Source organism: Limnohabitans sp. YIMB22184, from assembly GCF_048020265.1.
Classification (GTDB): Bacteria; Pseudomonadota; Gammaproteobacteria; order Burkholderiales; family Burkholderiaceae_C; genus Limnohabitans_A.
In genome coordinates this window covers 2002265-2028035 of the sequence record NZ_CP171843.1, presented here as the reverse complement: position 1 = coordinate 2028035, position 25771 = coordinate 2002265, and the positions used below count along the sequence as shown (strand labels likewise).

The window sequence follows — 25771 nt, the reverse complement described above, 5'->3', positions numbered from 1 at the left end:
CCTGTCACCCATTCACACGCATTCAATCAAGGAAGACCACATGAGCATCGATTTCAAAGGCCGCGTCGCCATCGTCACGGGCGCAGGGGGCGGTTTGGGCAAGCAACACGCGCTGGCGTTGGCTGCACGCGGGGCCAAAGTGCTGGTCAATGACCTGGGCGGCGATGTGCACGGCGTGGGCGGCTCGGTGTCGGCCGCGCAGGCCGTGGTCGACGAAATCCGTGCAGCGGGTGGCGAAGCGATGGCCAACGGCGCATCGGTCACCGACTATGAGGCCGTCAAAGCCATGGTCCAGCAGGCGGTGGACGCCTGGGGCCGGGTGGACATTCTGGTCAACAACGCGGGCATTTTGCGCGACAAGAGTTTTGCCAAGATGGAGCTGGCCGACTTCAAGCTGGTGATGGATGTGCACGTCATGGGTGCGGTGCACTGCACCAAGGCGGTGTGGCCCCTCATGCAGGCGCAAAACTACGGGCGCATCGTCATGACCACCTCATCGAGCGGCCTGTACGGCAACTTCGGCCAGGCCAACTACGGTGCTGCCAAGATGGCGCTGGCGGGCTTGATGCAAACCCTGTCGATCGAGGGCGAGAAACACCACATCCGCGTGAACTGCCTGGCCCCCACCGCCGCCACCCGCATGACCGAAGGCCTGATGCCCGAGGCCGTGCTGCAAGCGCTGGACCCCAGCGCCGTGGTGCCCGCCATGCTGGTCATGGCCAGCGAGGACGCGCCCAACCGCACCATCATCTGCGCAGGTGCCGGCAGCTTCGAGGTGGCACACATCACCCTGACCCAGGGTGTGCACCTGGGCACAGGCCCGGACACCGCCGAGCGCCTGGCTGCAGCCATGGCGCAAGTCACCGACCGTCAAGGCGAGCTGGTGCCACGCTCGGGCTCAGAGCAGGGAGCGCTGGAAGTGGGCAAGGCGATGAAGGCGCATGGGCATTCGCAGGCTTAAACGGCTACGGGCGGGCAAATAGCCACCCTGTTTGCAAAAGGGAGCATGTCACCACACATACAAGCCTAGAAAAAGTCAGTTGGGTCAGCTTGATGTCAATCAAGTGTCTGCACACTGTTAAAAACAGGAGGCGACATGGTGAGACGACAAATGGAAACCGCTGTTTTGATATCTTTGGCAGCGGTTTTGTACTGGCTAGGTTATGCGGTTCAGGGGTGGCTTTTTCAGTTCACCGAGCATGTATCCGGTGTTAACTGGTTCTATTTGCCGGCAGGCTTGCGTGTGGTGCTTGTTTTGGTGGCAGGACTGAATGGCGCTTTGGGCATCTTTGCGGCGACCATTGTGATCAACCTGCTCCACATGGGAGATATGAACGGCACGGTCCTTTTACTGACTGCCGGAGCATCAGGATTTGGTGTATGGTTTGCCTTGTTGCTGATGCGTTGGCGCGGGCAAATTGACGCTGGTCTGACGGTCTTAACCAGCTCTGTGTTAATTCAATATGCATTGATTTATGCCCTGTTCAATGCTGTCTTCCATCAATTGGTTTGGTGGACATTGCAACGAGATGGTGCCAGCTTTATGGTGGATGTCTGGCCTATGTTCGTCGGTGACTTGCTGGGTGCTCTGTTCTTTTTATATGCGTTGAAAGTGTTGCTCACGCTCAAGTCGTAGGGTCATCGCAATTCAAACCCATCCTTGCCGCCAGATGCTGTCGTCCTGCAGTTCACGCCAGGCGATCACCTGCGTGGCCTTGGAGAAAACCGCTTCGATTTCCACCAATTCGATCGGGTCGGTGGGCTGCTCGGGTTGAATCACCCGGCTGACCAAAAAGTGCTTTTGCTTAGCCACGGGTTTCACCGCTGTCCATTTGGTCAGCAGCAATTTTTTCGGGTTCAGCGGGTTCATGGGTGAAGGCCCTCAGGGCTTGTTCATCTCACGCCCCACCGCCTCGGCCAGCTCGATCACGGCCATGGCATAGTAGCTGCTCCAGTTGTAGCGTGTGATGACGTAGAAGTTTTCGGTGCCGGCCACGTAGCTCGGTGCGTTGGGGCCGTTGCGCAGCTCGATCAGGGCCAGTGGCCCGCTGTGGTTGAGGGCTGCGCCTTCGAGGGCCGCGCCTTTGGCCACAAAACTGGGCACGCTGAAGGTGGGCAGTATGTCGGGTGCCATCAGGGTGTCCATGTCGGTCTGGCCTGGGGTCAAGGTGACGGGGTAGTGCGTGGGCATGCCGGTGCGCCACTGGAAGGCCTTGAAGTAATTGGCCACAGAGCCGATGGCGTCCGCAGGGCTGCCGAACAGGTCGATGCGGCCATCGCCATCAAAATCCACCGCAAATTTGGCCCAGCTCGAGGGCATGAACTGCGGCAAACCCAAAGCCCCGGCGTAGCTGCCGCGGATGGCCAGTGGGTCTGCGCCGCTGCGGGATGTCAACAACAAAAACTGCTCCAGCTCGCTGCGAAAGAAGGCTTGGCGGTCTGCGGCTCGGGGGTGGGCCAGCGGGAAATGAAAGGCCAGTGTGCCCAAGGCGTCCACCACGCGGAAGTTGCCGGTGTTTTGGCCGTAGAGCGTTTCCACGCCGATGATGCCGACGATGATGGCTGCAGGCACGCCGTACTTGCGCTCGGCCCGCGCCAAGGTGGCCTGGTGTTGGCGCCAGAAACGCTGTCCGGCCTGGATGCGCACGGGCTCGATGAAGCGGGCGCGGTAAGCGCCCCAGTCTTTGGCCACGGGGCTGGCCGGGGGCAGGACCAGTTTTTCCACCACAGGCAAGCGTTGGGCTAGGGCCAGGGTTTGCTGAACCCAAGCCGGATCGAGTTGCAGGCGCGTGGCGGCATCTTGTGCCCAGAGGGAGACTTCGGGATTTTCGGTCAGGGGTACGCCGACCGTGGCCGCAGTTTTGCGGGCCAGGCGCTGGCGCTGGGCGGCGGATGGGGGCTTGGCTTGGGTGTTTTTCTTTTTGGCTTTGGTGCCCGCTTGACGAGCAGGCTTGTCGGGTGAATTTTTGGTGCTTTGTGCTTGTGCCTTGCCCAGCCATGCCAAAGGCAGCATGAGACAAAACAAGAGGGTTAAAACCGCGTGGAGGCGGTGCCGCGGGGGCGTTTTCGAGGGGTGAGGGAGAAAAATCATGCGGTGCCCAGTTTAATGGAGCCCGCGCAGGCCATCGAGCGATGCGTGGCGTGGGCGTGATAAGCTGAAACCTGCAAATTTGAAGTTCTCAAGAAAACCAACAGCACCAGCCCCTGGCTGGTATGCAGGAAGACAAGCCGTATGGGCGCGACAGGCTATTTCACACACCCCACCTGCTGGAAACACGAAATGGGCGCAGGGCACCCCGAGTGCCCGGAGCGCCTCGGCGCCATTGAAGACCGTTTGCTGATCACCGGGCTGGACATGGCCTTGCAACGCAGGCAGCCCACCCCAGCGGCCCTGGCCGACATTGAACTGGCCCATGGCCGCATGCATGTCGCCGCCTTGCGCGGGTTGGGCGATGTGCTGCGCGAAGACATGGCCGCAGGCGGACCCTCGCACACCGCCTTGGACCCGGACACCCTGATCAACGCCCACACCTGGGACGCGGCTTTGTTGTCGGCAGGCGCAGCCATCGACGCCACCGATGCGGTGCTGGCCGGCGAGCTGGAGAACGCTTTTTGCGCCGTGCGTCCCCCGGGGCACCATGCTTGCCGCGACAAGGCCATGGGTTTTTGTTTTTTCAACAACGTGGCCATTGCCGCCAAGTACGCGCTGGAGCGCCATGGCCTGAAACGTGTGGCGATCGTGGACTTCGATGTGCACCACGGCAACGGCACCGAGGACATCGTGGCGGGCGATGAGCGCATCTTGATGGTGAGCTTTTTCCAGCACCCGTTTTACCCGGAAGGCGGCTCGACATCGAATGCGGCCAATCTGGTCAACCTGCCTGTGCCCGCCTACACCAAGGGCATGGACATCCGCGAATTGATCGACATGATGTGGCTGCCGCGCCTGGAGGCGCACAAGCCCCAGCTGATCTTCATCAGCGCGGGCTTTGACGCCCACCGCGAAGACGACATGGGCCAAATGGGCTTGGTGGAGCAAGACTACGCCTGGATCACCCACCGCATCAAGGAGGTGGCGCAGCGCCATGCCAAAGGCCGCATCGTGAGCTGTCTGGAAGGTGGCTATAACCTGAGTGCGCTGGGGCGCAGTGTGGAAGCGCACTTGCGCGTCTTGGCCGACGTTTGACAAGGGCTGGAGGTGAGGGTTTGGCACAATCGAAGCCATGACCGATTCAAACACTCCCAATGTTCACGATTTGCTGCTGCACGAGCGCGATGCGCGTGGTGTGCACAGGCTGACGCTGAACAACCCTGGCAGCTTCAACACCTTGAGCGAGGCGATGCTGACGGCTTTGCAAAAAGCCCTGGATGCCATCGCGCAGGACGAACAGGCCCGTGTGGTGGTGCTGGGGGCTGCAGGCAAAGCCTTTTGTGCTGGGCACAACCTGAAAGAAATGCGGGCACAACCCGAATTGGCCTATTACCAAAAGCTGTTTGCCCAATGCACGCGTATGATGCTGGCCATTCAGAAGCTGCCTGTGCCCGTCATCGCCCGCGTGCAAGGCTTGGCCACCGCAGCGGGTTGCCAGCTGGTGGCGCAGTGTGATCTGGCGGTGTCGGTGGACAGTGCCACCTTCGGCGTCAATGGCATCGACGTGGGCCTGTTTTGTGCCACGCCCAGCGTGCCGCTGGTGCGCAACATGCACGCCAAGCAGGCCATGGAAATGCTGCTCACGGGGGGCTTCATTTCTGCGGCCGAGGCGCAAAGCCGGGGCTTGGTGAACCGCGTGTGTGCAGCGGCCGAGCTGGACGCTCAGGTCGATGCCTTGGTGGAGGCTATTTTGGCCAAACCGCGTGAAGCGGTGTGTTTGGGCAAGGCCTTGTTTTACCAACAGCGCGAAATGGGCATTGAAGCCGCTTACCAGTTGGCCGGCCAAACCATGGCCTGCAACATGATGAACGATGTGGCGCAAGAGGGCGTGTTGGCCTTCATCGAGAAAAGGACACCCACATGGCGGGCATGAAGTCTTTGCACATTGCCGATCCGCTGGCTTGGCTGGAGACCTTGGCTCGCGCCGAGTCGCTTCAGGTTTTGGCCGCTTTCGCGGGCTCTGTGGCCTTGTCCTGGCTGGTGGTTTGGGGGGTACGCAAGGCTTTTGCAGGGCATGAGCTGTCAATTTTGCTGGGCAAGCGCTTGATTGACGGTGTGTTGTTCCCCGCGGTTTTGCTGGGGTTGATGTTTGCTGCCCGCACCTTGCTGACCACCGACCATCCGGTGGCCTTGTTTGGCATTTTGCTGCCCGTTTGCATCTCTTTGGCCTTGATCCGTTTTGGGGTCAAGGTCTTGCAGGTGGCGTTTGGTGCAGCCCCGTTTGTGCGGGTGCTGGAGCGCACGATTTCCTGGATCGCCTGGCTGGCCGTGGTGCTGTGGGTCACGGGCATCCTGCCCTTGATGTTGGAGGAGCTGGACCAGATTCGCTGGAAGGTCGGCGGCTCCATGCTGTCGGTGCGTACCCTGATCGAGGGGGCGCTCACGGCAGGTGCGGTGTTGATCGTCACGCTGTGGATCTCTGCGGCGCTGGAGTCGCGTTTGCTCAAATCGGCCACGGGCAGCGACTTGTCCTTGCGCAAGGTCATCAGCAACACGGTGCGTGCCTTGTTGATGTTTGTCGGTTTGCTGCTGGCGCTGTCTTCGGTGGGCATTGACCTCACGGCGCTGTCGGTGCTGGGTGGCGCGGTGGGTGTGGGCATTGGTTTTGGCCTGCAAAAACTGGCCGCCAATTACGTGAGTGGTTTTGTGATCCTGGCCGAGCGCAGCATGCGCATTGGTGACATGGTGAAGGTCGACAACTTTGAGGGCCGCATCACCGACATCAAGGCCCGCTACACCGTGATCCGCTCACCCACTGGCCGCGAGTCCATCGTGCCCAACGAAATGCTGATCACTCAGCGGGTGGAAAACCTTTCGCTGGCCGATGCCAAAGTCGCGCAAAGCACCACCGTGTCGGTGGCCTACGATGCCCCGGTCGATCAGGTCATTGAACTCTTGCAGCAAGCCTGCCAGGCCCAACCCCGGGTGCTGGCCGATCCCGCGCCTTTGGTGGCTTTGTCGGCTTTTGGTGCCGATGGGCTGGAGTTCACGGTGAATTATTGGTACGAAGACCCCACCAGCGGGCAACTTAACCTCAAGTCCGACGTGAACCGCGCCATTTTGAGCACCCTGCGCGAACATGGGATTGAAATTCCTTTTCCCCAGCGTGTGGTGCACATGCCGGTCAAGTCCTGAAGACCTGCGTCGATCGAATGAAAAAAGGCACACCGCAGGGTGTGCCTTTTTTCTTGCTCAGACCGAGGCGATCAATCCATCATGGACGGCAACCACAGGCTCAGACCTGGGAAGGCCAGCAAGATGCCCAAGGTGATGATGAGTACCAGCACCAGTGGCCACACCCCACGGAAGATGGTGACCAAGCCCACTTTGGGCAGCAGCGTGTTGAGCACGAACAGGTTCATGCCCACTGGTGGCGAGATCAGACCGATCTGGATGACCATCACGATCAGCACGCCAAACCACACCGGGTCAAAACCCAGCTGGATCACGATGGGGAAGAACAGTGGAATGGTCAACAGCACCATGGTGAGTTCTTCCATCACGGTGCCCAGCAGGATGTAGATCATCATCATGGCGGCCACGATCATGATCGGTGACAAGCCCAGGTGGGTGATCCACTCTTTCAGCTCCATTGGCATGCTGGTGAAGTTCACAAAGTTGGCAAAAATCGTGGCAGCGATCAGCAAGGTGAACAACATGGCGGTGGTGCGGGCAGATTCGACCAGCACTTCAAACAAGCTTTTCCAGTTGAGCGCCCGGCGTGCCAAGGCAAACAGAAAGGCGCCCATGGCCCCCATGCCCGCGCCTTCCGTGGCGGTGAAGAAGCCGCCATAGATACCGCCCAGAACAACGACCACCAGCAGCAACACGCCCCAGATGCCGCGAAGCGCGGCCCAGCGCTCTGTCCAGGTGAATTTTTCGCCCGCTGGCGCGTGCTCGGGGTCGCGTGAGGTCATCACCACCACGGCCCCCATCATCAGGATGGCCGTCAGAATGCCGGGGATCACGCCTGCTGCGAACAGTTTGCCGATGTGGGTTTCGGTGATGATGCCGTAGATGACCATGATGGTGGACGGCGGGATCATGATGCCCAAGGTGCCGCCCGCTGCGATGACGCCCGTGGATAAGGCATCGCTGTAGCCGAGCTTTTTCATGGAGGGGTAAGCCACCTTGCTCATGGTGGCTGCGGTGGCAATCGATGAACCGCAGATGGCGCCAAAGCCTGCGCAAGCGGCGATCGTGGCGTGGGCCAGGCCACCTCGGCGGTGGCCGATGAAGGTGTACGCGGCATGAAACAGCTCGTGCGCCAGACCTGCGCGTGCCACAAAGTTGCCCATCAAGATGAACAAGGGAATGACCGACAGCGTGTAGGCAAAACCGGTGTCGTAGACCACTTGCGCAGTGCTGGCCATGGCGGGCATCCAGCCCCGCGTCAGGCCAATGCCGACCAGGCCGACCAAGCCCATCGAGAAGGCCAGTGGCACACGCAGTAATGCCAAACCGAAAATGGCAGCAAATCCAATCAGGGCTTCGATCACAGCACGCCTCCTTCGGTATCTTCATGGTCCAGGGGCTTGAACATCATGCTCAGGTGGATCAAACCCGTGAAGCCACACAGCACGCCCATGCCGTAAATGAAAGGCGCTTTGATAATTTTCAGTTGCGCTGTGGTTTCACCGCTGGCCGAAAAGTCAGAGCCGGTTTGCCACATGAGCCAAGCCAGCCCCATCAAGGCGGCAGCGCACAGCAAATGCACCAGTGCGCGTTGCACTTTTTTCAAGGCGTCGGGAAAGAGCGCGTCCAGGGAGTCAAACACCACGTGTTCACCACGCTCTGAGACCAGAGGCAGGGCGCCAAAAATGACCACCACCATTAAGAGCTCGGTCAGCTCCAGAGAACCCGTGATGGAATGGCTCAGCATTTTTCGACCACTCACATCCAAGAAGGTCAAGACCATGATGGCAAACAGGGCCAGTCCTGCCAGGATGCCGCAGGACGTTTCCAATAGTTTTTTCAAAATTCTTCCTTGATACGAAAAAGCGGTATCTGCCGGTCAGGGCGGATACCGCTGTGGGCTGGTTTTCAGCCTACCAGCTCAAATGGTGTTGCTGCTTACTTTTCGAGTTTGGCGATCTCGGCGCGGAACTCGCTGAGCACTTTGGCAGCGTTCTTCAAGCCCTTGTCTTCAGCGGCCTTGATCCAGCCTTGCTCCAGCGGTGCGGTTTTGGCTTTGATCTCAGCGACGAATTTGGCGTCGGCCTTGGTCACTTGCACGCCGTTGGCTTGCATCAAGCCGAAGGCGCGGCGATCCACTTTGTCCCAGCCGCGGCCAAAGATGCGTGCGGCCGTTTCGCCAGAAATGGCGTCCACAGCTTTCTTGTCTTCGGGCGAGAGTTTGTCGTATTTGGCCTGGTTCATCATGAACACAAAGCTGGTGTTGTACAGGCCGCCCGGGAAGGTGGTGGCGTGCTTGATGATTTTGTCAATGCGGAAGGACTCGGTGGACTCGGCGGGAAAGAGGGTGCCGTCCATCACGCCGCTGGACAGCAGCTCATAAGAGTCCGGTGCTGGCTTCAGGGTCACATTCATGCCCAAGGCTTTGGACATGTCGTTGACCATGCCGCCGCCGACGCGGAACTTCAGGCCACTGAGGTCATCGGTTTTGGCGATGGCACGCTTGGTGTTGAAGACGATGCCAGGGCCGTGCGAAAACAAGGTCAGGACCTTGACACCTTGATGTTCGGCTGCAAATTCGGGGTGCTTGCTGCTCACACGGCTCAACGCCACAGAGATGGTTTCGGCGCTGTTACCCAAAAATGGCAATTCGGTCATCTGTGTCATCACAAAGCGACCGGGCGTGTAGCCGTGCACGGTGTAGGACAAGTCAGCCAAACCGTTCTTGACCGCATCGTAAGTGCCGGGCGCGGGCGTGACGCCGCGGGGCAAGATGTTGCACTTGATGCGGCCTTTGGTGTTTTCTGTCAGTAGGTCGCACCATTCTTTTTGGGCCATGCTGGCCGTGTGTGTCGGTGGCAGCCAGCTGGACACGGTCAACACGGTTTGTGCTTGCGTTACGCCAGCCAAGCTGGTCAGGGCCACTGCTGCCATGGAAATCAGGGTTTTCTTCATCGGAATGCTCCATCAAATTGGTTACAAAACATAATCTAATCTGGATTGGCTCAGAACGTACCCCATGCTAACCCTGATTCCCCAACCGATTGGTCGGTGAATTCCCGGGGGTAGGATGTGCGGATTCAAGAAAAAGGACACGCTAGAATTCGAACGACCGTGCTTTTTTGCCGTCGCGCGTGGCTTTTTGAAAGTGTTTTGATGCACAATTGACGTTTACGTCAACGTCAAGCGAGTTCCCTCTCAATGACGTTTTGAAACGTCGCTGGTTTCATATCAATGGAGATGCTGTCATGAAAATTCTCGTTCCCGTCAAGCGGGTGGTGGACTACAACGTCAAGGTCCGCGTGAAGTCCGATGGTTCGGGCGTGGACATTGCCAACGTCAAGATGAGCATGAACCCCTTTGACGAGATCGCCGTTGAAGAAGCCGTGCGCCTGAAAGAAAAGGGTCTTGCAACCGAAGTGATCGCGGTGTCGTGCGGCGTGACCCAGTGCCAGGAAACCTTGCGCACCGCCATGGCCATCGGTGCCGACCGCGGCATCCTGGTCGAGACGCCAGCGGACTTGGACCTGCAGCCTTTGGCTGTGGCCAAGCTGCTCAAGGCCCTGGTGGACAAAGAGCAACCCGGCCTGATCATCCTGGGCAAGCAAGCCATTGACGACGACTGCAACCAGACCGGCCAAATGCTGGCCGCATTGGCCGACCTGCCCCAAGCCACCTTCGCCTCCAAGGTCGAGATCGTGGACGGCAAAGCCCAAGTGACCCGCGAGATCGACGGCGGCCTGGAAGTGCTGAGCATCAGCCTGCCTGCGGTGGTGACCACCGACCTTCGCCTGAACGAGCCGCGCTACGTGACCTTGCCCAACATCATGAAGGCCAAGAAAAAGCAACTCGACACCTTCAAGCCGGAAGATCTGGGCGTCGACGTGGCCCCCCGCATCAAGACCCTGAAGGTGGCCGAGCCCGCCAAGCGCAGCGCCGGCATCAAGGTGCCCGATGTCGCCACCCTGGTGGACAAACTGAAGAACGTGGCCAAAGTGATCTAAGGACCGAAGAACATGACATCCCTCGTTATTGCAGAACACGACAACGCCTCCATCAAAGGCGCCACCCTGAACACCATCACCGCCGCTGCCGCTTGCGGTGGTGATGTGCATGTGCTCGTCGCTGGCCACAACGCCGCTGCTGCAGCTCAAGCCGCTGCCCAGATTGCTGGCGTGGCCAAAGTGATCCACGCCGACAGCGAAGCCCTGGCCCATGGCCTGGCCGAAAACGTCGCCGCTCAAGTGCTCGCCATTGCAGCCAGCTACAGCCACATCCTGTTCCCCGCGACTGCCGCAGGCAAGAACGTCGCCCCCCGCGTGGCGGCCAAGCTCGATGTGGGCCAAATCAGCGATGTGACGCAAGTCATCTCGGCCGACACCTTCGAGCGCCCGATCTACGCCGGTAACGCCATGGCCACGGTGCAGTCCACCGACGCCACCAAAGTCATCACCGTTCGCACCACAGGTTTTGACGCCGCAGCCGCCACAGGTGGCAGCGCTGGCGTGGAAACTGCCGCAGCGCAGGCCGACAGCGGCAAGAGCAGCTTCAAGGGCAGCGAGATCGCCAAGAACGACCGCCCCGAACTCACCGCCGCCAAGATCATCGTCTCGGGTGGCCGCGCTCTGGGCAGCGCCGAGAAGTTCAGTGAAGTGATGACGCCGCTGGCCGACAAGCTGGGCGCGGCCATTGGCGCGAGCCGCGCGGCGGTCGATGCCGGTTACGCCGCGAACGACCTGCAAGTGGGCCAGACCGGCAAGATCGTCGCGCCGCAGCTGTACATCGCCGCCGGCATCTCGGGTGCGATCCAGCACTTGGCGGGCATGAAGGATTCCAAGGTGATCGTGGCGATCAACAAGGACCCTGAAGCCCCCATCTTCAGCGTGGCCGACTTTGGCCTCGAAGCCGATTTGTTTGCTGCAGTGCCTGAATTGACCCAAGCACTGTGATCATTTGATGACTGCAAAAAAGGCCTCCCTGAGAGGTCTTTTTTGTACCCGACCCCAGACTGACAGGAGACTTTCATGAGCTACATCGCACCCCTCAAGGACATGCTTTTCAACATCGAGCACCTGGCCCGCATCGACCAGATCGCACAGATTCCCGGCTTTGAAGATGCCGGCCTGGAAACCGCGCAAGCGGTTTTGGAGGAGTGCGCCAAGCTCAACCAGGACGTGATCTCGCCGCTAAACTGGGAAGGCGACAAAAACCCGTCGTTCCACAATGGCAGCGGCGTCACGACCACGCCCGGCTTCAAGGAGGCTTACCAGCAGTACGCCGAAGGCGGCTGGCAAGGTCTGCAGCACCCGGCCGACTTTGGTGGCCAAGGCCTGCCCAAAACCATTGGCGCGGCTTGCGGCGAAATGCTCAACTCGGCCAACATGGCTTTTGCGTTGTGCCCCTTGCTCACCGATGGCGCGATCGAAGCGCTGCTGACCGCAGGCTCGGACGAACTCAAAGCCACTTACCTGGAAAAGCTGATCTCCGGCCAGTGGACCGGCACCATGAACCTGACCGAGCCGCAAGCGGGCTCGGACCTGGCCGCTGTACGCACCCGCGCCGAGCCCCAGCCCGATGGCACGTACAAGATTTTCGGCACCAAGATTTACATCACCTACGGTGAGCACGACATGGCCGAGAACATCGTGCACCTGGTGCTGGCCCGTGTGCAAGGCGCTCCCGAAGGCGTCAAGGGCATCAGCCTGTTCGTGGTGCCCAAGTTTATGGTCAAGGCCGACGGCTCATTGGGTGAGCGCAACGACGTGCATTGCGTGAGCATCGAACACAAGATGGGCATCAAGGCCAGCCCCACGGCCGTTCTGCAGTTCGGTGACCACGGTGGCGGCATTGGTTATCTGGTCGGCCAGGAAAACCGCGGCTTGGAGTACATGTTCATCATGATGAACGCCGCCCGTTATGCGGTGGGTGTGCAGGGCATTGCGATCGCCGAGCGTTCGTACCAGCGTGCCGTGCAGTACGCCCGCGACCGCGTGCAAAGCCGCCCGGTGGACGGCAGCTTGCCCGGTGCCGGCCCCATCATTCACCATCCCGATGTGCGCCGCATGCTGATGACCATGCGGGCCTACACCGAGGGCTGCCGCGCCATGGCAGCCACAGCCGCTGCGGCCTACGACGCCTCGCACCACCACCCCGATGCCGAAGTGCGCAAGCAAAACGCGGCCTTTTACGAATTCATGGTGCCGCTGGTCAAGGGCTACAGCACCGAGATGAGCCTGGAAGTCACCAGCCTGGGTGTGCAGGTGCACGGCGGCATGGGTTTCATCGAAGAAACTGGTGCGGCGCAGTACTACCGCGATGCCAAGATCCTGACGATTTACGAAGGCACGACCGCCATTCAGGCCAACGACCTGGTGGGCCGCAAGACCGCACGCGATGGCGGCCAGACCGCCAAGGCGCTGGCTGCACAAGTGGCCCAAACCGAAAGTGAATTGGCCGCATCGGGCCACGCTGATGCGCAGGCCGTGGCCAAGCGCCTCAAAGCCGCCCGTGAAGCCTTTGTGGACGTGGTCGACTTCGTGGCGGGCAACACCAAGGCCCACCCCAACGACGTGTTTGCAGGCAGCGTGCCTTACCTCATGCTGGCGGGCAACCTGATGGCCGGTTGGCAAATGGGCCGCGCCTTGCTGGTGGCCATCACACCCGAGGCGCAAGCGCAAGACGCCGCCTTCATGGCCGCTAAAGTGACGACAGCGCGTTTCTATGCCGACCACATCCTGTCCAAGGCCCCCGGCATCCGCGACAGCATCGTCGAAGGTGCAGGCAGCGTGACCGCGATGGCGCTGGACGCTTTCTGAAACCGATCACAAAAAAATTCAAGGAGACTCCATGTCCAAGCTGCCCCCTGTGCTCGCGAACCTGCCATTTCCCGTCATCGCATCGCCCCTGTTCATCATCAGCAACCCCAAGCTGGTGATTGAGCAGTGCAAAGCGGGTGTGGTCGGCTCCATGCCGGCGCTCAATGCCCGTCCAGCGGCGCAACTCGAAGACTGGCTGGCCGAGATCACCGAGACGCTGGCAGCCTACAACGCGGCCCACCCGGACAAGCCCGCTGCGCCTTTTGCCATCAACCAGATCGTGCACAAGAGCAATGACCGCCTGGAGCACGACATGGCCATGTGCGTGAAGTACAAGGTGCCGATCATCATCACCTCGCTGGGCGCCCGTGAAGAGATCAACCAGGCCGCGCACAGCTACGGCGGTGTGGTGCTGCACGACATCATCAACAACAAGTTCGCGCACAAGGCGATCGAAAAGGGCGCGGATGGCCTGATCGCTGTTGCGGCCGGCGCTGGCGGCCATGCGGGTGTGAAAAGCCCGTTTGCCCTGATTCAGGAAATCCGCCAGTGGTTCGATGGTCCGGTGGCCTTGTCGGGTTCGATCGCATCGGGCGACGCCATTTTGGCTGCGCAAGCCATGGGTGCAGACTTTGCCTACATTGGCTCGGCCTTCATTGCCACCCACGAAGCGCGTGCGGCCGAAGACTACAAACAAGCCATCGTTGATTGCAATTCGGACGACATCGTCTACAGCAACCTGTTCACGGGCGTGCACGGCAATTACCTGGCCCCGTCCATCCGTGCGGCAGGCCTGGACCCCGAGAACCTGCCCGAGTCCGACCCGAGCAAGATGAACTTTGGTGGTGACGCCAAGAAAGCCTGGAAAGACATCTGGGGTTGCGGCCAAGGCATTGGTGCGATCCAGTCGGTGCAAAGCACCGCCGATCTGGTGGCCCAGCTCAAGGCCCAATACCAGGCGGCACGTGCCCGATTGGCACTGTGAGCCACCGCACGCTTTGTTGAGTCCCGTTTTGCAGAGCATCCAGCAGCGCCCTTCGGGGCGCTCTTTTTTGATCGATGCGATCAAGGCTTCCGGCTGTTTGCTGATCGTGTTGCACCACATGGCGTTTTATGGGCCCATGTCGGATGTGGTCGCCATCGCCTGGCCTGCAGCGGTCAGCTGGCTCTATGACCATGGCCGTCTGGCGGTTCAGTTTTTCCTGGTGTGCGCGGGATTTCTCACGGCGGGCAGTCTGGCGCGTTACGCATCCCTCTCTCCGTCCGAGGCCCTGAAGCTGGCATGGCAGCGTTATTTGCGCCTGGCCATTCCCTTGCTGGCCGCGCTCAGCTTCACGGTGCTGGTCACTGAATGGCTTCGCCCCGATTTTGACCATCCCAGCCTGTCTGCACCGCCTGAGTGGGGTCAGGCGCTGGCGCACATGGTGCTGCTGCAGCATATGCTGGATCTGGAGGCCTTGTCGGCGGGCATTTGGTATGTGGCCATCGACTTTCAGTTGTATGCGATGGCCCTGCTCAGCCTGATGGTGGTGAAGCTCTGTGGCCATGCGCAGTCGCCGCACTCGGCGCAGGCTTGGCGTTGGGGCCTGTGGCTGGGTTTGACCTGTGCGTCCTTGTGGTGGTGGAACCTGCCCCCCGATCTGGACGACCATGGGCTGTATTTTTTTGGTGCTTATGGTCTGGGTTTGCTGGCTTGGGAAGCGCGGCGGCGTGCCAGCTTGCCTCAAGGGTCGAGCCAGCGATGGGGTGTTTGGGCGCTGCTGCTGGTGTTGGGCGGGGTGGCCTGGTGGCTGGAGCCGCGTTGGCGCGTGGCGGTGTCCTTGGGCATCGCCTGTTTGCTGATCGCTGTCCCAGCCCGCTGGTTTTCTGGCGACGCGCTGCGGTTTTCAGCAGCGCAGCAGATGGTGCATTGCTTGTCCAGGGTGTCTTACTCGGTCTTCCTGATCCATTTTGGTGTCAGCCTGCTCGTAAATGCAGCAGTCACGGCGCTGTGGCCCGAGGCCTTGTGGGCCAACGTGCTGGGCATGCTGATCGCCTTGCTGCTGTCCGTGCTGTGTGGTGCACTGCTCTACCGTTTGGTCGAGCGCCACGCACCGACTTGGTGGCGGTGGTGGCTGTGGGCCGGGGTGTTCAAGGCCAGCGTAGCGCTGGCCCTGCTCATCAACCCGGCCTGAAGTCAGGCTTCCGAGGCTTTGACTTTTTCGGTGATGTAGGCCAGGGCTTCTTCCACCTGGTCGATCAGGATCAGGCACAAATCACCCGCTGACAGGCGAGAGAGAGCGATGTCGATGGCGTTGAACTCGCCCTGGATGTCCTGGACGTGTGTGGTGCGCACAGCGCCTTGCAGGCCTTCGCGCAGCAGAGCAATCACCTCGCCGTCTTCCCGGCCGCGTTGACAGGCATCCTGGTAGAGCAAGACTTCATCAAAGGCTTGGCCCAGAATCTTGGTCTGGTCGCGGATGTCCTGGTCGCGCCGATCCCCAGCGCCGCTGATGACCACCATGCGCTTTTCGGCGGGCATGTTGTCGATGGCCTGCACCAGCGCCTGGATGGCGTCCGGGTTGTGACCGTAGTCGGCAATCAGGGTCGCACCCCGGTAGTCAAACACATTGAAACGGCCGGGCACGCCCTGGATGTCGCTGATGAAGGTGGCCACACCCTGAGCGATGGCTTCCCAAGGCACACCGACCGCCCAGGCCGCACCGATGGCGGCCATGACGTTTTCCGTCTGGAAGCCAATTTGGCCTTGTCGGGTCAGGGGCACCTGGGACAGGGGGATGCGGAACACCTGCTTGCCCTTTTGGGCCACGATGTGACCGTCTTCGGTGAACACCACGCGTTTGCCTTGTGCGCGGTGTGTCGCCAGCACGGGCTGGTTGCCATCGAGGGCGAAAAAGGTCACATCGCCCGGGCAATGGGGGGCCATGGAGGCGACGGCCGGATCGGCGGCATTGAGCACCGCCATGCCGTTTTGCGCCACGTTGAGCACGATCACGCGCTTGAGGACCGACAGGTCTTCCAGCGTGGTGATGTAGTTCAAGCCCAGATGATCGCCACCGCCCAGGTTGGTCACGATGGCCACGTTACAGCGGTCAAAGGCCAAACCTTCGCGCAGCAGGCCGCCACGGGCGGTCTCGAACACGGCAGCGTCCACATCGGGGTGCATCAGCACATTGCGGGCACTGCGCGGGCCGCTGCAGTCGCCCGAGTCGGTCTGGCGACCATTGACGTAAACACCATCGGTGTTGGTCATGCCCACGCGCAGACCTTGCGCCTTGAGCAGGTGGGCCGTCAGGCGCACGGTGGTGGTTTTGCCGTTGGTGCCCGTCACCGCGATCACGGGAATGCGGCCTGTGGCACCGTTCGGGAACATCTGGTCAATGACCGCGTTGCCCACATCGCGGCCCTTGCCATAAGACGGGCTGATGTGCATGCGCAAGCCCGGGGCGGCATTGACTTCGACGATGCCACCGTTTTGCTCTTCCAAGGGGCGCAGCACGGATTCGCAGACCACGTCCACACCGCAAATATCGAGGCCCACCATTTGCGCAGCTTCCACCACCCGGGCGGCCACTTCGGGGTGCACGTCGTCGGTCACATCCGTGGCGCTGCCGCCCGTCGAGAGGTTGGCGTTGTTGCGCAAGATCACACGGCGGCCTTTTTCGGGCACCGATTCGGGCTCCAGGTCCTGGGCGTGCAGACGGCCAATGGCGATGTCGTCAAACCGGATCTTGGTCAGCGAGGTGGAGTGGCCTGTGCCGCGACGGGGGTCGGCATTCACCAGATCCACCAGCTGGCGCACCGTGTGCTTGCCATCGCCCACCACCAAGGGGGGCTCGCGGCGGGCCGCAGCGATCAGCTTGTTGCCCACCACCAGCAGGCGGTAATCGTGGCCGGGCAGGAACTTTTCAACCATCACGGTGCCATAGCGCTCGGCTGTGGCGTAGGCATTGTCGAAAGCCGAGCGTTCGGTGATGTTGACCGTCACGCCTTTGCCTTGGTTGCCGTCTTGCGGTTTGACCACCACGGGCAGGCCCACTTCCAGGGCAATGGCCCAGGCTTCGTCGGGCGTTTGCGCAGGGCGACCCAAGGGCACAGGCACACCTGCCGCGTGCAGCAGCTTTTTGGTCAGGTCCTTGTCCTGGGCAATCGATTCGGCGATGGCGCTGGTGGAGTCGACTTCAGCGGCCTGGATGCGCCGCTGCTGCGAGCCCCAGCCAAATTGCACCAGGCTGCCATCGGTCAGGCGTCTGAATGGAATCCCTCGGGCCACGGCCGCGTCCACGATCGAGCCGGTGGAAGGCCCCAGGCGCACGTCTTCGTCCAGCTCGTGCAGCTGGGCCAAGGCGTTTTCCAGGTCAAAGCCATGGGAGGCCATGGCCGCTTTGCACAGCTGCTCCGCCAGCTCCAGCGCCAGGCGGCCCACCGCCTCTTCGGAGTACTGCACCACCACCTGGTAAACGCCCGATTCTTCGGTGGCCGTGGTCCGGCTGAAGGTCACGGGGCAGCCGGCTTGCGCTTGCAGGGCCAGCGTGACTTTTTCGAGGGCGTGCGCCATGGAGGGGGCTTGGCCCGGGCGGCTGCCCTCGATGGGGCCGACTTCGGGGAAGATGCGGCGCAAGCGCTGTTCGATCGGGTGATTGGGCGCCAGGCTGCGTTCGGCCTCGGGGCAGGTCACGATGGCTTCAATGGCCGTGTGACGGCTCCACAGATTGGGGCCGCGCAGTGCGCGAATTCTTGACACTTCCATGAACCAGGATTCCTGTGATGCGGTAAGGCCGAAGGGCTCGTCGGGTGTTAGTGAGAGGTGTTCTGGCCGAAGCTTTTGACGCCAGCACGGATGAGGTCCGTGCTGATGTCCAGCGCCCAGGCCACGCTGGCGGCGATCAGCATGTCGTCGGTGTTCAGCTTGCCGTCTTGCAGCAGACGCGCCACGGCGGGTCGTTTGGCCGACAGCACGAGCGACTCGCGCTGGCCTTCACCCAAGACCAGTTGCCCATCGCGCCAGAAAGCCACGCGGCCGCCTTCGGCGCGGTGCGCCGCAAGTCGCGGGTTGTTTTCATCGTCGGCATAAAAGATCACACTGCCATCGCAGTAGCTGGCCAGCTCTGCGACTTGCGCATCGGCGGCATTGAGCACGGCAGTGCCATGGGGCAAGACCACATCGACCTGGGTGCGCACATAAGTGGGCATTTTTTCGTCGCTGCCCGGATACAGATCGTCCAGACCTTGCGCCTTGGGCATGCGTGTGACCACACCGACCTGACAGCGGTCGTAGGGCAAGCCTTCGGCCAGCAGATGGCGGACATCGCTTTCGAAAACGGCCGTTTGGACCGAGCGGTTGATCAACAGGCGCTGGGCGTTGTCCCAATCCATGCCGCCCTGGCTTTGCAGCTGGCGCTGGTTCATGTACAGCCCATCGGCACAGGCCAGGCCCGTGTACAGGCCTTTGAGGTGCAGCAGCCAAGCCACCAGTTTGGCGGGTCGGGTGGTGTCGCCGTCGCCCATGAGGCCCACCACCGGAATCCGGCCGGTCTCTGTGGGCTGGAACAAATGGTTGGCGATCGCCTGGCCTACCGGGCGGGGCTGACCCACAGCGGGTTTGAGGTGCATCAGCAAACCGGGGCCGGCATTGACTTCAACAATCGCGCCACCTTGTGCAGCCAGGGGCTGCGAGATGTCTTGCGCTACCAGATCGACGCCCGCGATGTCCAGGCCCACCACGCGTGCGGCCAGCACGGCTTGCGCAGCCACTTCGGGGTGGACTTCATCGGTCACGTCCAGCGCCATGTTGCCCGTGCGCATGATCAACACGGCCCGGTCCTTTTCGGGCACGCTGTCGGCTGTCAGGCCTTGGCGTTTGAGCTCCAGCACCGAGGTGGTGTGCTCGTCGAGCCGAATGGTGTCGAGTGGAAAGTCTTCCTCTTCGCCGCGGCGAGGGTCGGAGTTGATCTGCAACTCGATCAGCTCGGCCACCGTGTGCACGCCATCGCCCACCACGCTGGCGGTTTCGCCTTTGTTGGCTGCGGCCACCTGGTCGCCAACCACCAGCAGGCGGTGTTCTTCCCCGCGGATGAAACTTTCGACGATGACTTCGCTGCCCTCGGCCAGGGCAATGTCGTAAGCGGCTTCGATGTCTTCCTGTTTGGACAGTTCCAGAGAAACGCCACGGGCGTGGTTACCGTCTGTGGGTTTGACGCACACGGGTAGGCCAATGTCCTGCGCGGCGGCCCAAGCGGCAGCGGGGCTGTCCACGATCTGGCCAGAGGGCACAGGCACGCCACACATGCTGAGCAGTTGTTTGGTGAGGTCCTTGTCCTTGGAGATGCCCTCGGCGATCGCGCTGGTGCGGTCGGTTTCGGCGGTCCAGATGCGGCGCTGCTGTGCGCCATGGCCCAATTGCACCAGGTTGCCGTCATTGAGGCGGATGGCGGGAATGCCTCTTTCACCCGCCGCGTCCACGATGCTGGCCGTGCTGGGGCCGATGCACAGGCTGTCGACCATCTGCTTAAGGCTATTGATCGCACCGGGCACATCAAAGGGCCGGTCTTCAATAGCGGCCAGAATCAGGTCGCGGGCGGTCTCGAGGGCGCTGCGGCTGACCGCTTCATGGCGTGTGCGGATGACGACTTTGTAGACGCCCCGGGGACCGGCTTCGCGGGCTTTGCCAAAGCCGGTTTGCATGCCGGCCTGGGTTTGCAGTTCCAGTGCCACGTGTTCGAGCACGTGACCGGCCCAGGTGCCTTGCGCCAGCCGTTGCAAGAAGCCGCCGCGTTCACCCACGCTGCAGCGGTGCTCGATCAGCCCGGGCAACCAGGCCTTCAAACGTTCGTTGAAGCCGGGCAAGGTGTTGGAGGGGGCGTCTTCCAGGTCGCCGATGTCGATCAGCGCTTCCATGACTGGACGGTAAGTCCAGATGTTGGGGCCGCGCAGATGGGTCATGCGCAGAAATTGGATGTTTTTGGCGTTCATGCGTGAAAAGGGCGGCTATACAATGACCCGCCCATCATGGCGCTGGTGCTTGCTCTGGATTTTTGGAAATGCATGGGCAGTTCGGGTGCAGTCGTGGGCGACATCCATGGTTGTTTTCTTGTCTCGCCGGCCGTTTGGGTCGTTCGAGTCGCTTCCGGTTCATCCTTCAATGACATCAACTTCCTCTTTGGCCGCTGCAACCCGTCAGGTTCTGCCCGACGCTTGGCAGGTTGAAGTCCATTCTTGTCTGCAACCTGAAGAAAACGCAACAGCCTGGCTGGAGGTTGACCTCGATGGCAGCTTGCGATTTGCCAAAAGTGCCATCATTTTGACCGATCGGCGGGTCCTATCCCGGCCCGAAGGCGAAAAAAACTGGTCCAGCTGGGCTTTGCAGCCGGGTTTGGCCTTGAAACTCACAGACCATGCCGGTGTGGGCTGCCTCACCATGAGCAGTGCCGAGGGGCAGCTGGCCGTGTGGCGTTTCACTTTGGGTTTGCAGGCCGCTGTGGCCCGCTGGGTCGCGCAGTTCGAGAGCCAATTGGCCCAATGGGGCAGCGCTGAGCAGGGACGGCCTTTGCAGTCCGTGCTGGCGGGCTCGGTCTGCCCGGTTTGCCAGACGGTCATGAGCGACGAAGACGAGGACTGTCCCAGCTGCGGGCGGGAAGACCTGGCCCCGCCTTCCACCTGGACGCTGTTCAAGCTGTGGCGTTTTGCCCGGCCTTACCAGCGCTCCTTGTTGGCCGGTTTTTTGCTCACCCTGGCCGCCACCGCCGCCACCTTGGTGCCGCCCTACCTGACCATGCCCTTGATGGATGACATCCTCATCCCTTACCAAAATGGCAAGGCCATCGACCCCGGTCTTGTTTCTTTGTATTTGCTCGGCTTGTTCGGTTCAGCCCTGCTGGCTTGGGGCCTGGGCTGGGCCAAAACCTACATCCTGGCCTTGGTGTCCGAGCGCATCGGGGCCGACTTGCGCACCACCACTTACGACCATTTGCTCAAGCTGTCGTTGGAGTATTTTGGCGGGCGGCGCACAGGCGATTTGATCGCCCGTATCGGCAGCGAGACCGACCGCATCAACGTCTTTTTGTCGCTGCACCTGCTGGACTTTGCCACTGACGTCTTGATGATCCTGATGACGGCCATCATCTTGTTCACCATCAACCCGACATTGGCTTTTGTGACCTTGTTGCCCTTGCCCTTCATTGCCTGGCTGATCCATGTGGTGCGCGAAAAGCTGCGCACCGGCTTTGAAAAGATCGATCGTGTGTGGGCGGAGGTGACCAACGTCCTCACCGACACCATCCCCGGCATCCGGGTGGTCAAAGCCTTTGCACAGGAAGACCGCGAAGCTCAGCGTTTCAAGGACGCCAACAAGCACAACCTGCAGGTCAACGACCGGCTCAACCGCGTTTGGTCGCTGTTCTCGCCCACCGTCACGCTGATGACCGAAATCGGCCTGCTGGTGGTCTGGGGTTTTGGCATCTGGCTGGTGTCAGATGATCAGATCACGGTCGGTGTGTTGACCGCATTTTTGGCCTACATCGGGCGCTTTTACAGCCGCCTTGATTCGATGAGCCGGATTGTCTCGAACACGCAAAAGGCCGCATCGGGCGCCAAGCGCATTTTTGACATCCTCGACCATGTCTCCAGCGTGCCCGAGCCGCTCAGCCCTGTGGCCTTGCCACCCCGTGTGCAAGGCCGCATCACTGTGCGCGATGCGGGCTTTCGCTATGGCAACCGCGCGGTGATCCGACAGCTTAACCTCGACATCCAACCCGGCCAGATGATTGGCCTGGTGGGCCACAGTGGCTCGGGCAAGAGCACGCTGGTCAACCTGATCTGCCGCTTTTATGACCTGAGCGAAGGCGCCATCGAGCTCGATGGCACCGACATCCGCCAGCTCAAGGTGGCCGACTATCGCCGCCAGATTGGCCTGGTGCTGCAGGAGCCGTTTTTGTTCTTCGGCACCATCGCCGACAACATCGCCTACGGCAAGCCCGAAGCCACCCGCGAAGAGATCGTGGCCGCTGCCCGTGCAGCCCATGCCCACGAGTTCATCTTGCGCATGCCGCAGGGTTATGACTCCCTGGTGGGCGAGCGCGGTCAGGGTTTGTCGGGCGGGGAGCGCCAGCGCATCTCGATTGCCCGCGCTTTGCTCATCAACCCCCGCATCCTCATCCTGGACGAGGCCACCTCGGCCGTGGACACCGAGACCGAAAAAGAAATCCAGCGTGCGCTGGACAATCTGGTGCGCGGCCGCACGACGATTGCCATCGCGCACCGCTTGTCCACTCTCCGCAAAGCCGACCGTTTGGTGGTCATGGACAAAGGGGTGGTGGTCGAGGAGGGCACACACGATGCGCTCATTGAAGCCCAAGGCGCTTACTGGCGCTTGTATGAAGCGCAGCAGCGGCAGGCCGAGGCCGAGGCGGTGCTGGGTGGCAGTGACGAGGACAAAAAGGTGAGTGCATGAACCCCTTTGATTTGCAACGCGACGCCTTTGGCCGCTGGGTGCTGCAGCTGCCCGATGGCACGCGACACGTTCCCGTGACCGCCTTGCGCGCCTACCCGGTGTCCGCGCCGGATGAAGGGGTGGCGCTGATGGATGCCGACGGGCACGAGATTTTCTGGATCGATGCCTTGGACCAGCTGTCACCCGCTTTGCGCTCCCAGGTCATCCAGGCCTTGAACGAGCGGGAGTTCTTGCCCGAAATCCTTCAGCTGACCGATGTCAGCAGTTTTGCCACACCCAGCACCTGGTCGGTGCTCACCGACCGGGGCACCACGCAATTCTTGCTTAAGGGGGAAGAAGACATCCGGCGTTTGACGGGCACGGTGCTGCTGATCAACGATGCCAATGGCGTTCAGTTCATGATCCGCGACCTGGCGGCCATGGACAAGCATTCGCGCAAACTGCTGGACCGCTTTCTCTGAGCGATTTCAAAGCGGCCAGACCGAGCCCTGCTCGGGCACCAGCGCACGCCATTTGATCTCGTGCTCGATGCGCTGGCGCAACATGTCGGAAGCCTCGCGCTCGCCGTGCACCACATACACCTGCCCGGGCGCACTGGGCATTTTGTGCAGCCAGCTCAGCAGCTGGTTGGCGTCGGCATGGGCCGAGGCCGATTCGATTTGCGCCACCTCGGCGCGTACCGCCACATCCTGCGCGTGGATGCGGATGTTGCTGTGGCCACTGGCCAAGGCCGCGCCCCGTGTGCCCGGGGCTTGGTAACCGGTCAGGATCACCATGTTGCGGTGGTCGCCCAGGTACTGCGTCAGGTGGTGCAGCACACGCCCGCCCGTGGCCATGCCGCTGGCCGCCAGGATCACCATGGGCCCGTGCCGCCGCGCCAGTGATTTGGACTGCTCGGGTGTCTCCAGCATGGTGGCCACATGGTCCATGTTGCGCACTTCCTGCACGCTCAGGCGGTGCTCACCCGGGTGGCGCTCAAACAAGGCCGTGGTGTGGATCGCCATGGGGCTGTCCAGAAAAATCGGCAAGCCTTTGGGAATCTCTCCGGCGGCTTTGAGTTGTGCGATGGTGTGCAGCACGGCCTGCGCACGCCCCACCGCAAACACCGGCACCACGGCCACACCGCCGCGTGCAGCCAGTTTCTTCAGCAGCGGTCCGAGCTCCTCAAACAGCTTTTCCTTGGGGTGCTGGCGGTCACCGTAAGTGGACTCGATCAAGACTGTGTCGGCTTGCGGGGGTGGCTCCGGCGGGTTCATCAGCGGATCGTCGGGGCGGCCTAGATCGCCCGAAAACAGAATGCGCCGCCCGCCCACATCGAGCAGCAAACTCGCCGCCCCCAGGATGTGCCCAGCGGGCTGAAAGCGGCACTTCCAGCCGCGAATGGGCTCGAACCATTGGCCCTGGTGCTCGGCGTGCAAGTGCTTCAGGCTCTGGATGGCTTCTTGCTTGGTGTACAGCGGCAGGGCCGGGGCGTGTTTGGAAAAGCCATGGCGATTGGCGAAAAAAGCGTCTTCTTCCTGGATATGGCCGCTGTCGGGCAGCAGGATGCTGGCCAGATCGCAAGTGGCCGAGGTGGCATGCACCCGGCCCCGAAAGCCGTTTTTCACCAACAAGGGCAAGTAGCCGCTGTGGTCCAGGTGCGCGTGGGTCAGCACCACCGCATCGATGTGCGCCGGGTTGGCGGCTAGGGGGGCCCAGTTGCGCAGGCGCAGCTGCTTGTAACCCTGGAACAGCCCGCAGTCGACCAGCAGCCGCTTTTGGTTGTGCTCGATCAGGTATTTGGAGCCGGTGACGGTGTCGGCTCCGCCGAGGAAGGTGATGGTGGCGCTCATGCTTCCATGCTCACGCCAACGGCAGGCGATGGTTTTGACTTGAGTCAACAAAACGCCCGACCGGGCAATTCAGCCCAAAGTATGAGAGGCGCTGCGGCGGATGACGATTTTTGCGTACCCGCCATGAGGAACCCGCCGCAGCCCCCTCTCACACGGCCAAGCGGGTTGACGCAGACTCAAGCCCCGAAGAAACCCTTGAGCTTGTCTGTCCAGCTCTCGCCGCTGGGCTGGTGTTTGCCGCCACCTTTTTTCAAAGACTCGTCAAACTCTTTGAGCAGCTTTTTCTGGTGCTCGGTGAGCTTGACTGGCGTTTCCACCGTGATGTGGCAATACAGGTCACCCGGGTAGCTGCCGCGCACGCCCTTGATACCCTTGCCGCGCAAGCGGAACTGCTTACCGGTTTGGGTGCCTTCGGGGATGTCGATGGCCGCTTTGCCGCCCAAGGTGGGCACTTCGATTTCGCCACCCAAAGCCGCTTTGGAAAAGCTGATCGGCACCGCGCAGTGCAGGTCATCGCCATCGCGCTCGAAGATGTCGTGTTTCTTCAAGCGGATCTCGATGAACAAATCACCCGGTGGCCCGCCATTGGTGCCCGGCTCGCCATTGCCCGCGCTGCGGATGCGCATGCCGTCGTCGATACCCGCCGGGATTTTGACTTCCAGCGTTTTTTGCTTTTTGACCTTGCCTTGCCCGTGGCAGGTGCCGCAAGGATCGGGAATGATCTTGCCCGTGCCGCGGCAATGCGGGCAGGTTTGCTGCACACTGAAAAAGCCTTGGCGCATCTGCACCTGGCCCTGACCGTGACAGGTCGAGCAGGTCTTGGCGCTGGTGCCAGGCTTGGCGCCGCTGCCGTGGCAGGTGTCGCACTCGTCCCAGCTCGGGATGCGCAGCTGCGAATCCTTGCCGTTGGCCGCTTCTTCGAGCGTGATTTCCATCGCGTAGCTCAGGTCTGCGCCACGGAAGACCTGGCGTCCACCACCGCGTCCGCCACGACCCTGACCGCCAAAGATGTCGCCGAAGATGTCGCCAAACGCGTCGCCAAAACCGCCAAAGCCTTCGGCACCGCCGCGCATATTGGGATCAACACCCGCGTGACCGTGCTGGTCATAGGCTGCCCGCTTTTGTGCGTCCGACAGCATCTCGTAGGCTTCCTTGACCTCTTTGAATTTGCCTTCCGCCTCTTTGGCTTTGGCGTCATCCCCCTGGTTGCGGTCAGGGTGGTACTTCATCGCCAGCTTGCGATAAGCCTTTTTGATGTCTTCGTCCGAGGCGTTTTTGGCAACGCCCAGCACTTCGTAAAAATCTCGTTTTGTCGCCATGACTGTGGACCCTGGCCCTCAGGCCGTTTCATGCAAAAAGCGTCCCGGGCAAGGCACGGGACGCTGTGGGG

At 61.4% G+C, this 25771-nt stretch carries 21 protein-coding genes; 12 read left to right on the top strand and 9 right to left on the bottom strand.

Translation table 11 applies throughout. The features are described from left to right. The first annotated feature begins 40 nt into the window (after positions 1-40). Entirely contained in the window at positions 41-961 is a 921-nt protein-coding gene (locus tag ACHEXL_RS09245; RefSeq protein WP_416559033.1) for an SDR family NAD(P)-dependent oxidoreductase, read from the top strand. Between the two features lie 150 nt (positions 962-1111). Beyond that, a complete protein-coding gene (locus ACHEXL_RS09240; RefSeq protein WP_416559032.1) occupies positions 1112-1636 on the top strand; it encodes a hypothetical protein in 525 nt (174 codons plus the stop codon). Positions 1637-1648: 12 nt separating this feature from the next. On the opposite strand, the gene ACHEXL_RS09235 is transcribed toward ACHEXL_RS09240, so the two are convergent. Together ACHEXL_RS09235 and mltB are read right to left on the bottom strand one after the other, a co-directional pair. Further along, positions 1649-1870: a TIGR02450 family Trp-rich protein gene (locus ACHEXL_RS09235; RefSeq protein ID WP_416559031.1), complete on the bottom strand. Its 222-nt coding sequence runs from the start codon at positions 1868-1870 to the stop codon at positions 1649-1651. 12 nt (positions 1871-1882) lie between these two features. Further along, positions 1883-3013, bottom strand: coding sequence for a lytic murein transglycosylase B (gene mltB, locus ACHEXL_RS09230; RefSeq protein WP_416559030.1), 1131 nt, complete (start codon positions 3011-3013; stop codon positions 1883-1885). Between the two features lie 219 nt (positions 3014-3232). Between mltB and ACHEXL_RS09225 the strand changes: the two genes are divergently transcribed. From ACHEXL_RS09225 to ACHEXL_RS09215, 3 genes are read left to right on the top strand one after another with little or no spacing between them, the layout of a single operon-like run. Then, complete coding sequence (locus ACHEXL_RS09225; RefSeq protein WP_416559029.1) at positions 3233-4186, top strand: histone deacetylase family protein; 954 nt, start codon at positions 3233-3235, stop codon at positions 4184-4186. Between the two features lie 37 nt (positions 4187-4223). After that, the gene (locus ACHEXL_RS09220; RefSeq protein WP_416559028.1) at positions 4224-5024 is read left to right on the top strand and encodes an enoyl-CoA hydratase; all 801 of its coding nucleotides are present in this window, start codon (positions 4224-4226) and stop codon (positions 5022-5024) included. Continuing rightward, the gene (locus ACHEXL_RS09215) at positions 5012-6286 is read left to right on the top strand and encodes a mechanosensitive ion channel family protein (protein WP_291924326.1); all 1275 of its coding nucleotides are present in this window, start codon (positions 5012-5014) and stop codon (positions 6284-6286) included. The genes ACHEXL_RS09220 and ACHEXL_RS09215 overlap by 13 nt, the downstream gene beginning before the upstream one ends. 71 nt (positions 6287-6357) lie before the next feature. Here ACHEXL_RS09215 and ACHEXL_RS09210 read toward each other — a convergent pair whose 3' ends face one another. From ACHEXL_RS09210 to ACHEXL_RS09200, 3 genes are all read right to left on the bottom strand, one after another. Further along, positions 6358-7650 carry a TRAP transporter large permease gene (locus tag ACHEXL_RS09210; RefSeq protein WP_416559027.1) on the bottom strand — a complete coding sequence of 431 codons (1293 nt, stop codon included), beginning with the start codon at positions 7648-7650 and terminating at the stop codon, positions 6358-6360. Then, a complete protein-coding gene (locus ACHEXL_RS09205) occupies positions 7647-8129 on the bottom strand; it encodes a TRAP transporter small permease (RefSeq protein ID WP_416559026.1) in 483 nt (160 codons plus the stop codon). The genes ACHEXL_RS09210 and ACHEXL_RS09205 overlap by 4 nt, the downstream gene beginning before the upstream one ends. Before the next feature lie 95 nt (positions 8130-8224). Continuing rightward, positions 8225-9241, bottom strand: a complete 1017-nt coding sequence (locus ACHEXL_RS09200; RefSeq protein WP_416559025.1) for a TRAP transporter substrate-binding protein — start codon at positions 9239-9241, stop codon at positions 8225-8227. A gap of 293 nt (positions 9242-9534) precedes the next feature. On the opposite strand from ACHEXL_RS09200, the gene ACHEXL_RS09195 reads away from it, so the two are divergent. The 5 genes from ACHEXL_RS09195 (at position 9535) to ACHEXL_RS09175 (ending at position 15275) form a co-directional block, all read left to right on the top strand. Beyond that, positions 9535-10290 (top strand): electron transfer flavoprotein subunit beta/FixA family protein, encoded by a 756-nt coding sequence (locus ACHEXL_RS09195; RefSeq protein ID WP_108312888.1) that lies wholly within the window; start codon positions 9535-9537, stop codon positions 10288-10290. Positions 10291-10302: 12 nt separating this feature from the next. Continuing rightward, positions 10303-11235, top strand: coding sequence for an electron transfer flavoprotein subunit alpha/FixB family protein (locus ACHEXL_RS09190; RefSeq protein WP_416559024.1), 933 nt, complete (start codon positions 10303-10305; stop codon positions 11233-11235). A 75-nt stretch (positions 11236-11310) separates the two neighbouring features. Then, complete coding sequence (locus ACHEXL_RS09185; protein ID WP_416559023.1) at positions 11311-13101, top strand: acyl-CoA dehydrogenase; 1791 nt, start codon at positions 11311-11313, stop codon at positions 13099-13101. A 31-nt stretch (positions 13102-13132) separates the two neighbouring features. Further along, positions 13133-14086: an NAD(P)H-dependent flavin oxidoreductase gene (locus ACHEXL_RS09180; RefSeq protein WP_416559022.1), complete on the top strand. Its 954-nt coding sequence runs from the start codon at positions 13133-13135 to the stop codon at positions 14084-14086. Between the two features lie 16 nt (positions 14087-14102). Next, positions 14103-15275, top strand: coding sequence for an acyltransferase family protein (locus tag ACHEXL_RS09175; protein WP_416559021.1), 1173 nt, complete (start codon positions 14103-14105; stop codon positions 15273-15275). 2 nt (positions 15276-15277) lie between these two features. On the opposite strand, the gene cphA (ACHEXL_RS09170) is transcribed toward ACHEXL_RS09175, so the two are convergent. Both cphA (ACHEXL_RS09170) and cphA (ACHEXL_RS09165) read right to left on the bottom strand, forming a co-directional pair. Continuing rightward, positions 15278-17851, bottom strand: coding sequence for a cyanophycin synthetase (gene cphA, locus ACHEXL_RS09170; RefSeq protein ID WP_416559020.1), 2574 nt, complete (start codon positions 17849-17851; stop codon positions 15278-15280). 47 nt (positions 17852-17898) lie between these two features. After that, the gene (gene cphA / locus ACHEXL_RS09165; protein WP_416559019.1) at positions 17899-20073 is read right to left on the bottom strand and encodes a cyanophycin synthetase; all 2175 of its coding nucleotides are present in this window, start codon (positions 20071-20073) and stop codon (positions 17899-17901) included. A 169-nt stretch (positions 20074-20242) separates the two neighbouring features. On the opposite strand from cphA (ACHEXL_RS09165), the gene ACHEXL_RS09160 reads away from it, so the two are divergent. Beyond that, positions 20243-22549 (top strand): ABC transporter ATP-binding protein, encoded by a 2307-nt coding sequence (locus ACHEXL_RS09160; protein ID WP_416559018.1) that lies wholly within the window; start codon positions 20243-20245, stop codon positions 22547-22549. Further along, entirely contained in the window at positions 22546-23010 is a 465-nt protein-coding gene (locus tag ACHEXL_RS09155; RefSeq protein WP_416559017.1) for a DUF1854 domain-containing protein, read from the top strand. Before ACHEXL_RS09160 ends, ACHEXL_RS09155 begins: the two co-directional genes overlap by 4 nt. A gap of 6 nt (positions 23011-23016) precedes the next feature. Here ACHEXL_RS09155 and ACHEXL_RS09150 read toward each other — a convergent pair whose 3' ends face one another. Both ACHEXL_RS09150 and dnaJ read right to left on the bottom strand, forming a co-directional pair. Further along, complete coding sequence (locus ACHEXL_RS09150; protein ID WP_416559016.1) at positions 23017-24381, bottom strand: MBL fold metallo-hydrolase RNA specificity domain-containing protein; 1365 nt, start codon at positions 24379-24381, stop codon at positions 23017-23019. Positions 24382-24557: 176 nt separating this feature from the next. After that, a complete protein-coding gene (dnaJ, locus tag ACHEXL_RS09145; RefSeq protein ID WP_416559015.1) occupies positions 24558-25700 on the bottom strand; it encodes a molecular chaperone DnaJ in 1143 nt (380 codons plus the stop codon). Between the last annotated feature and the right edge of the window lie 71 nt (positions 25701-25771).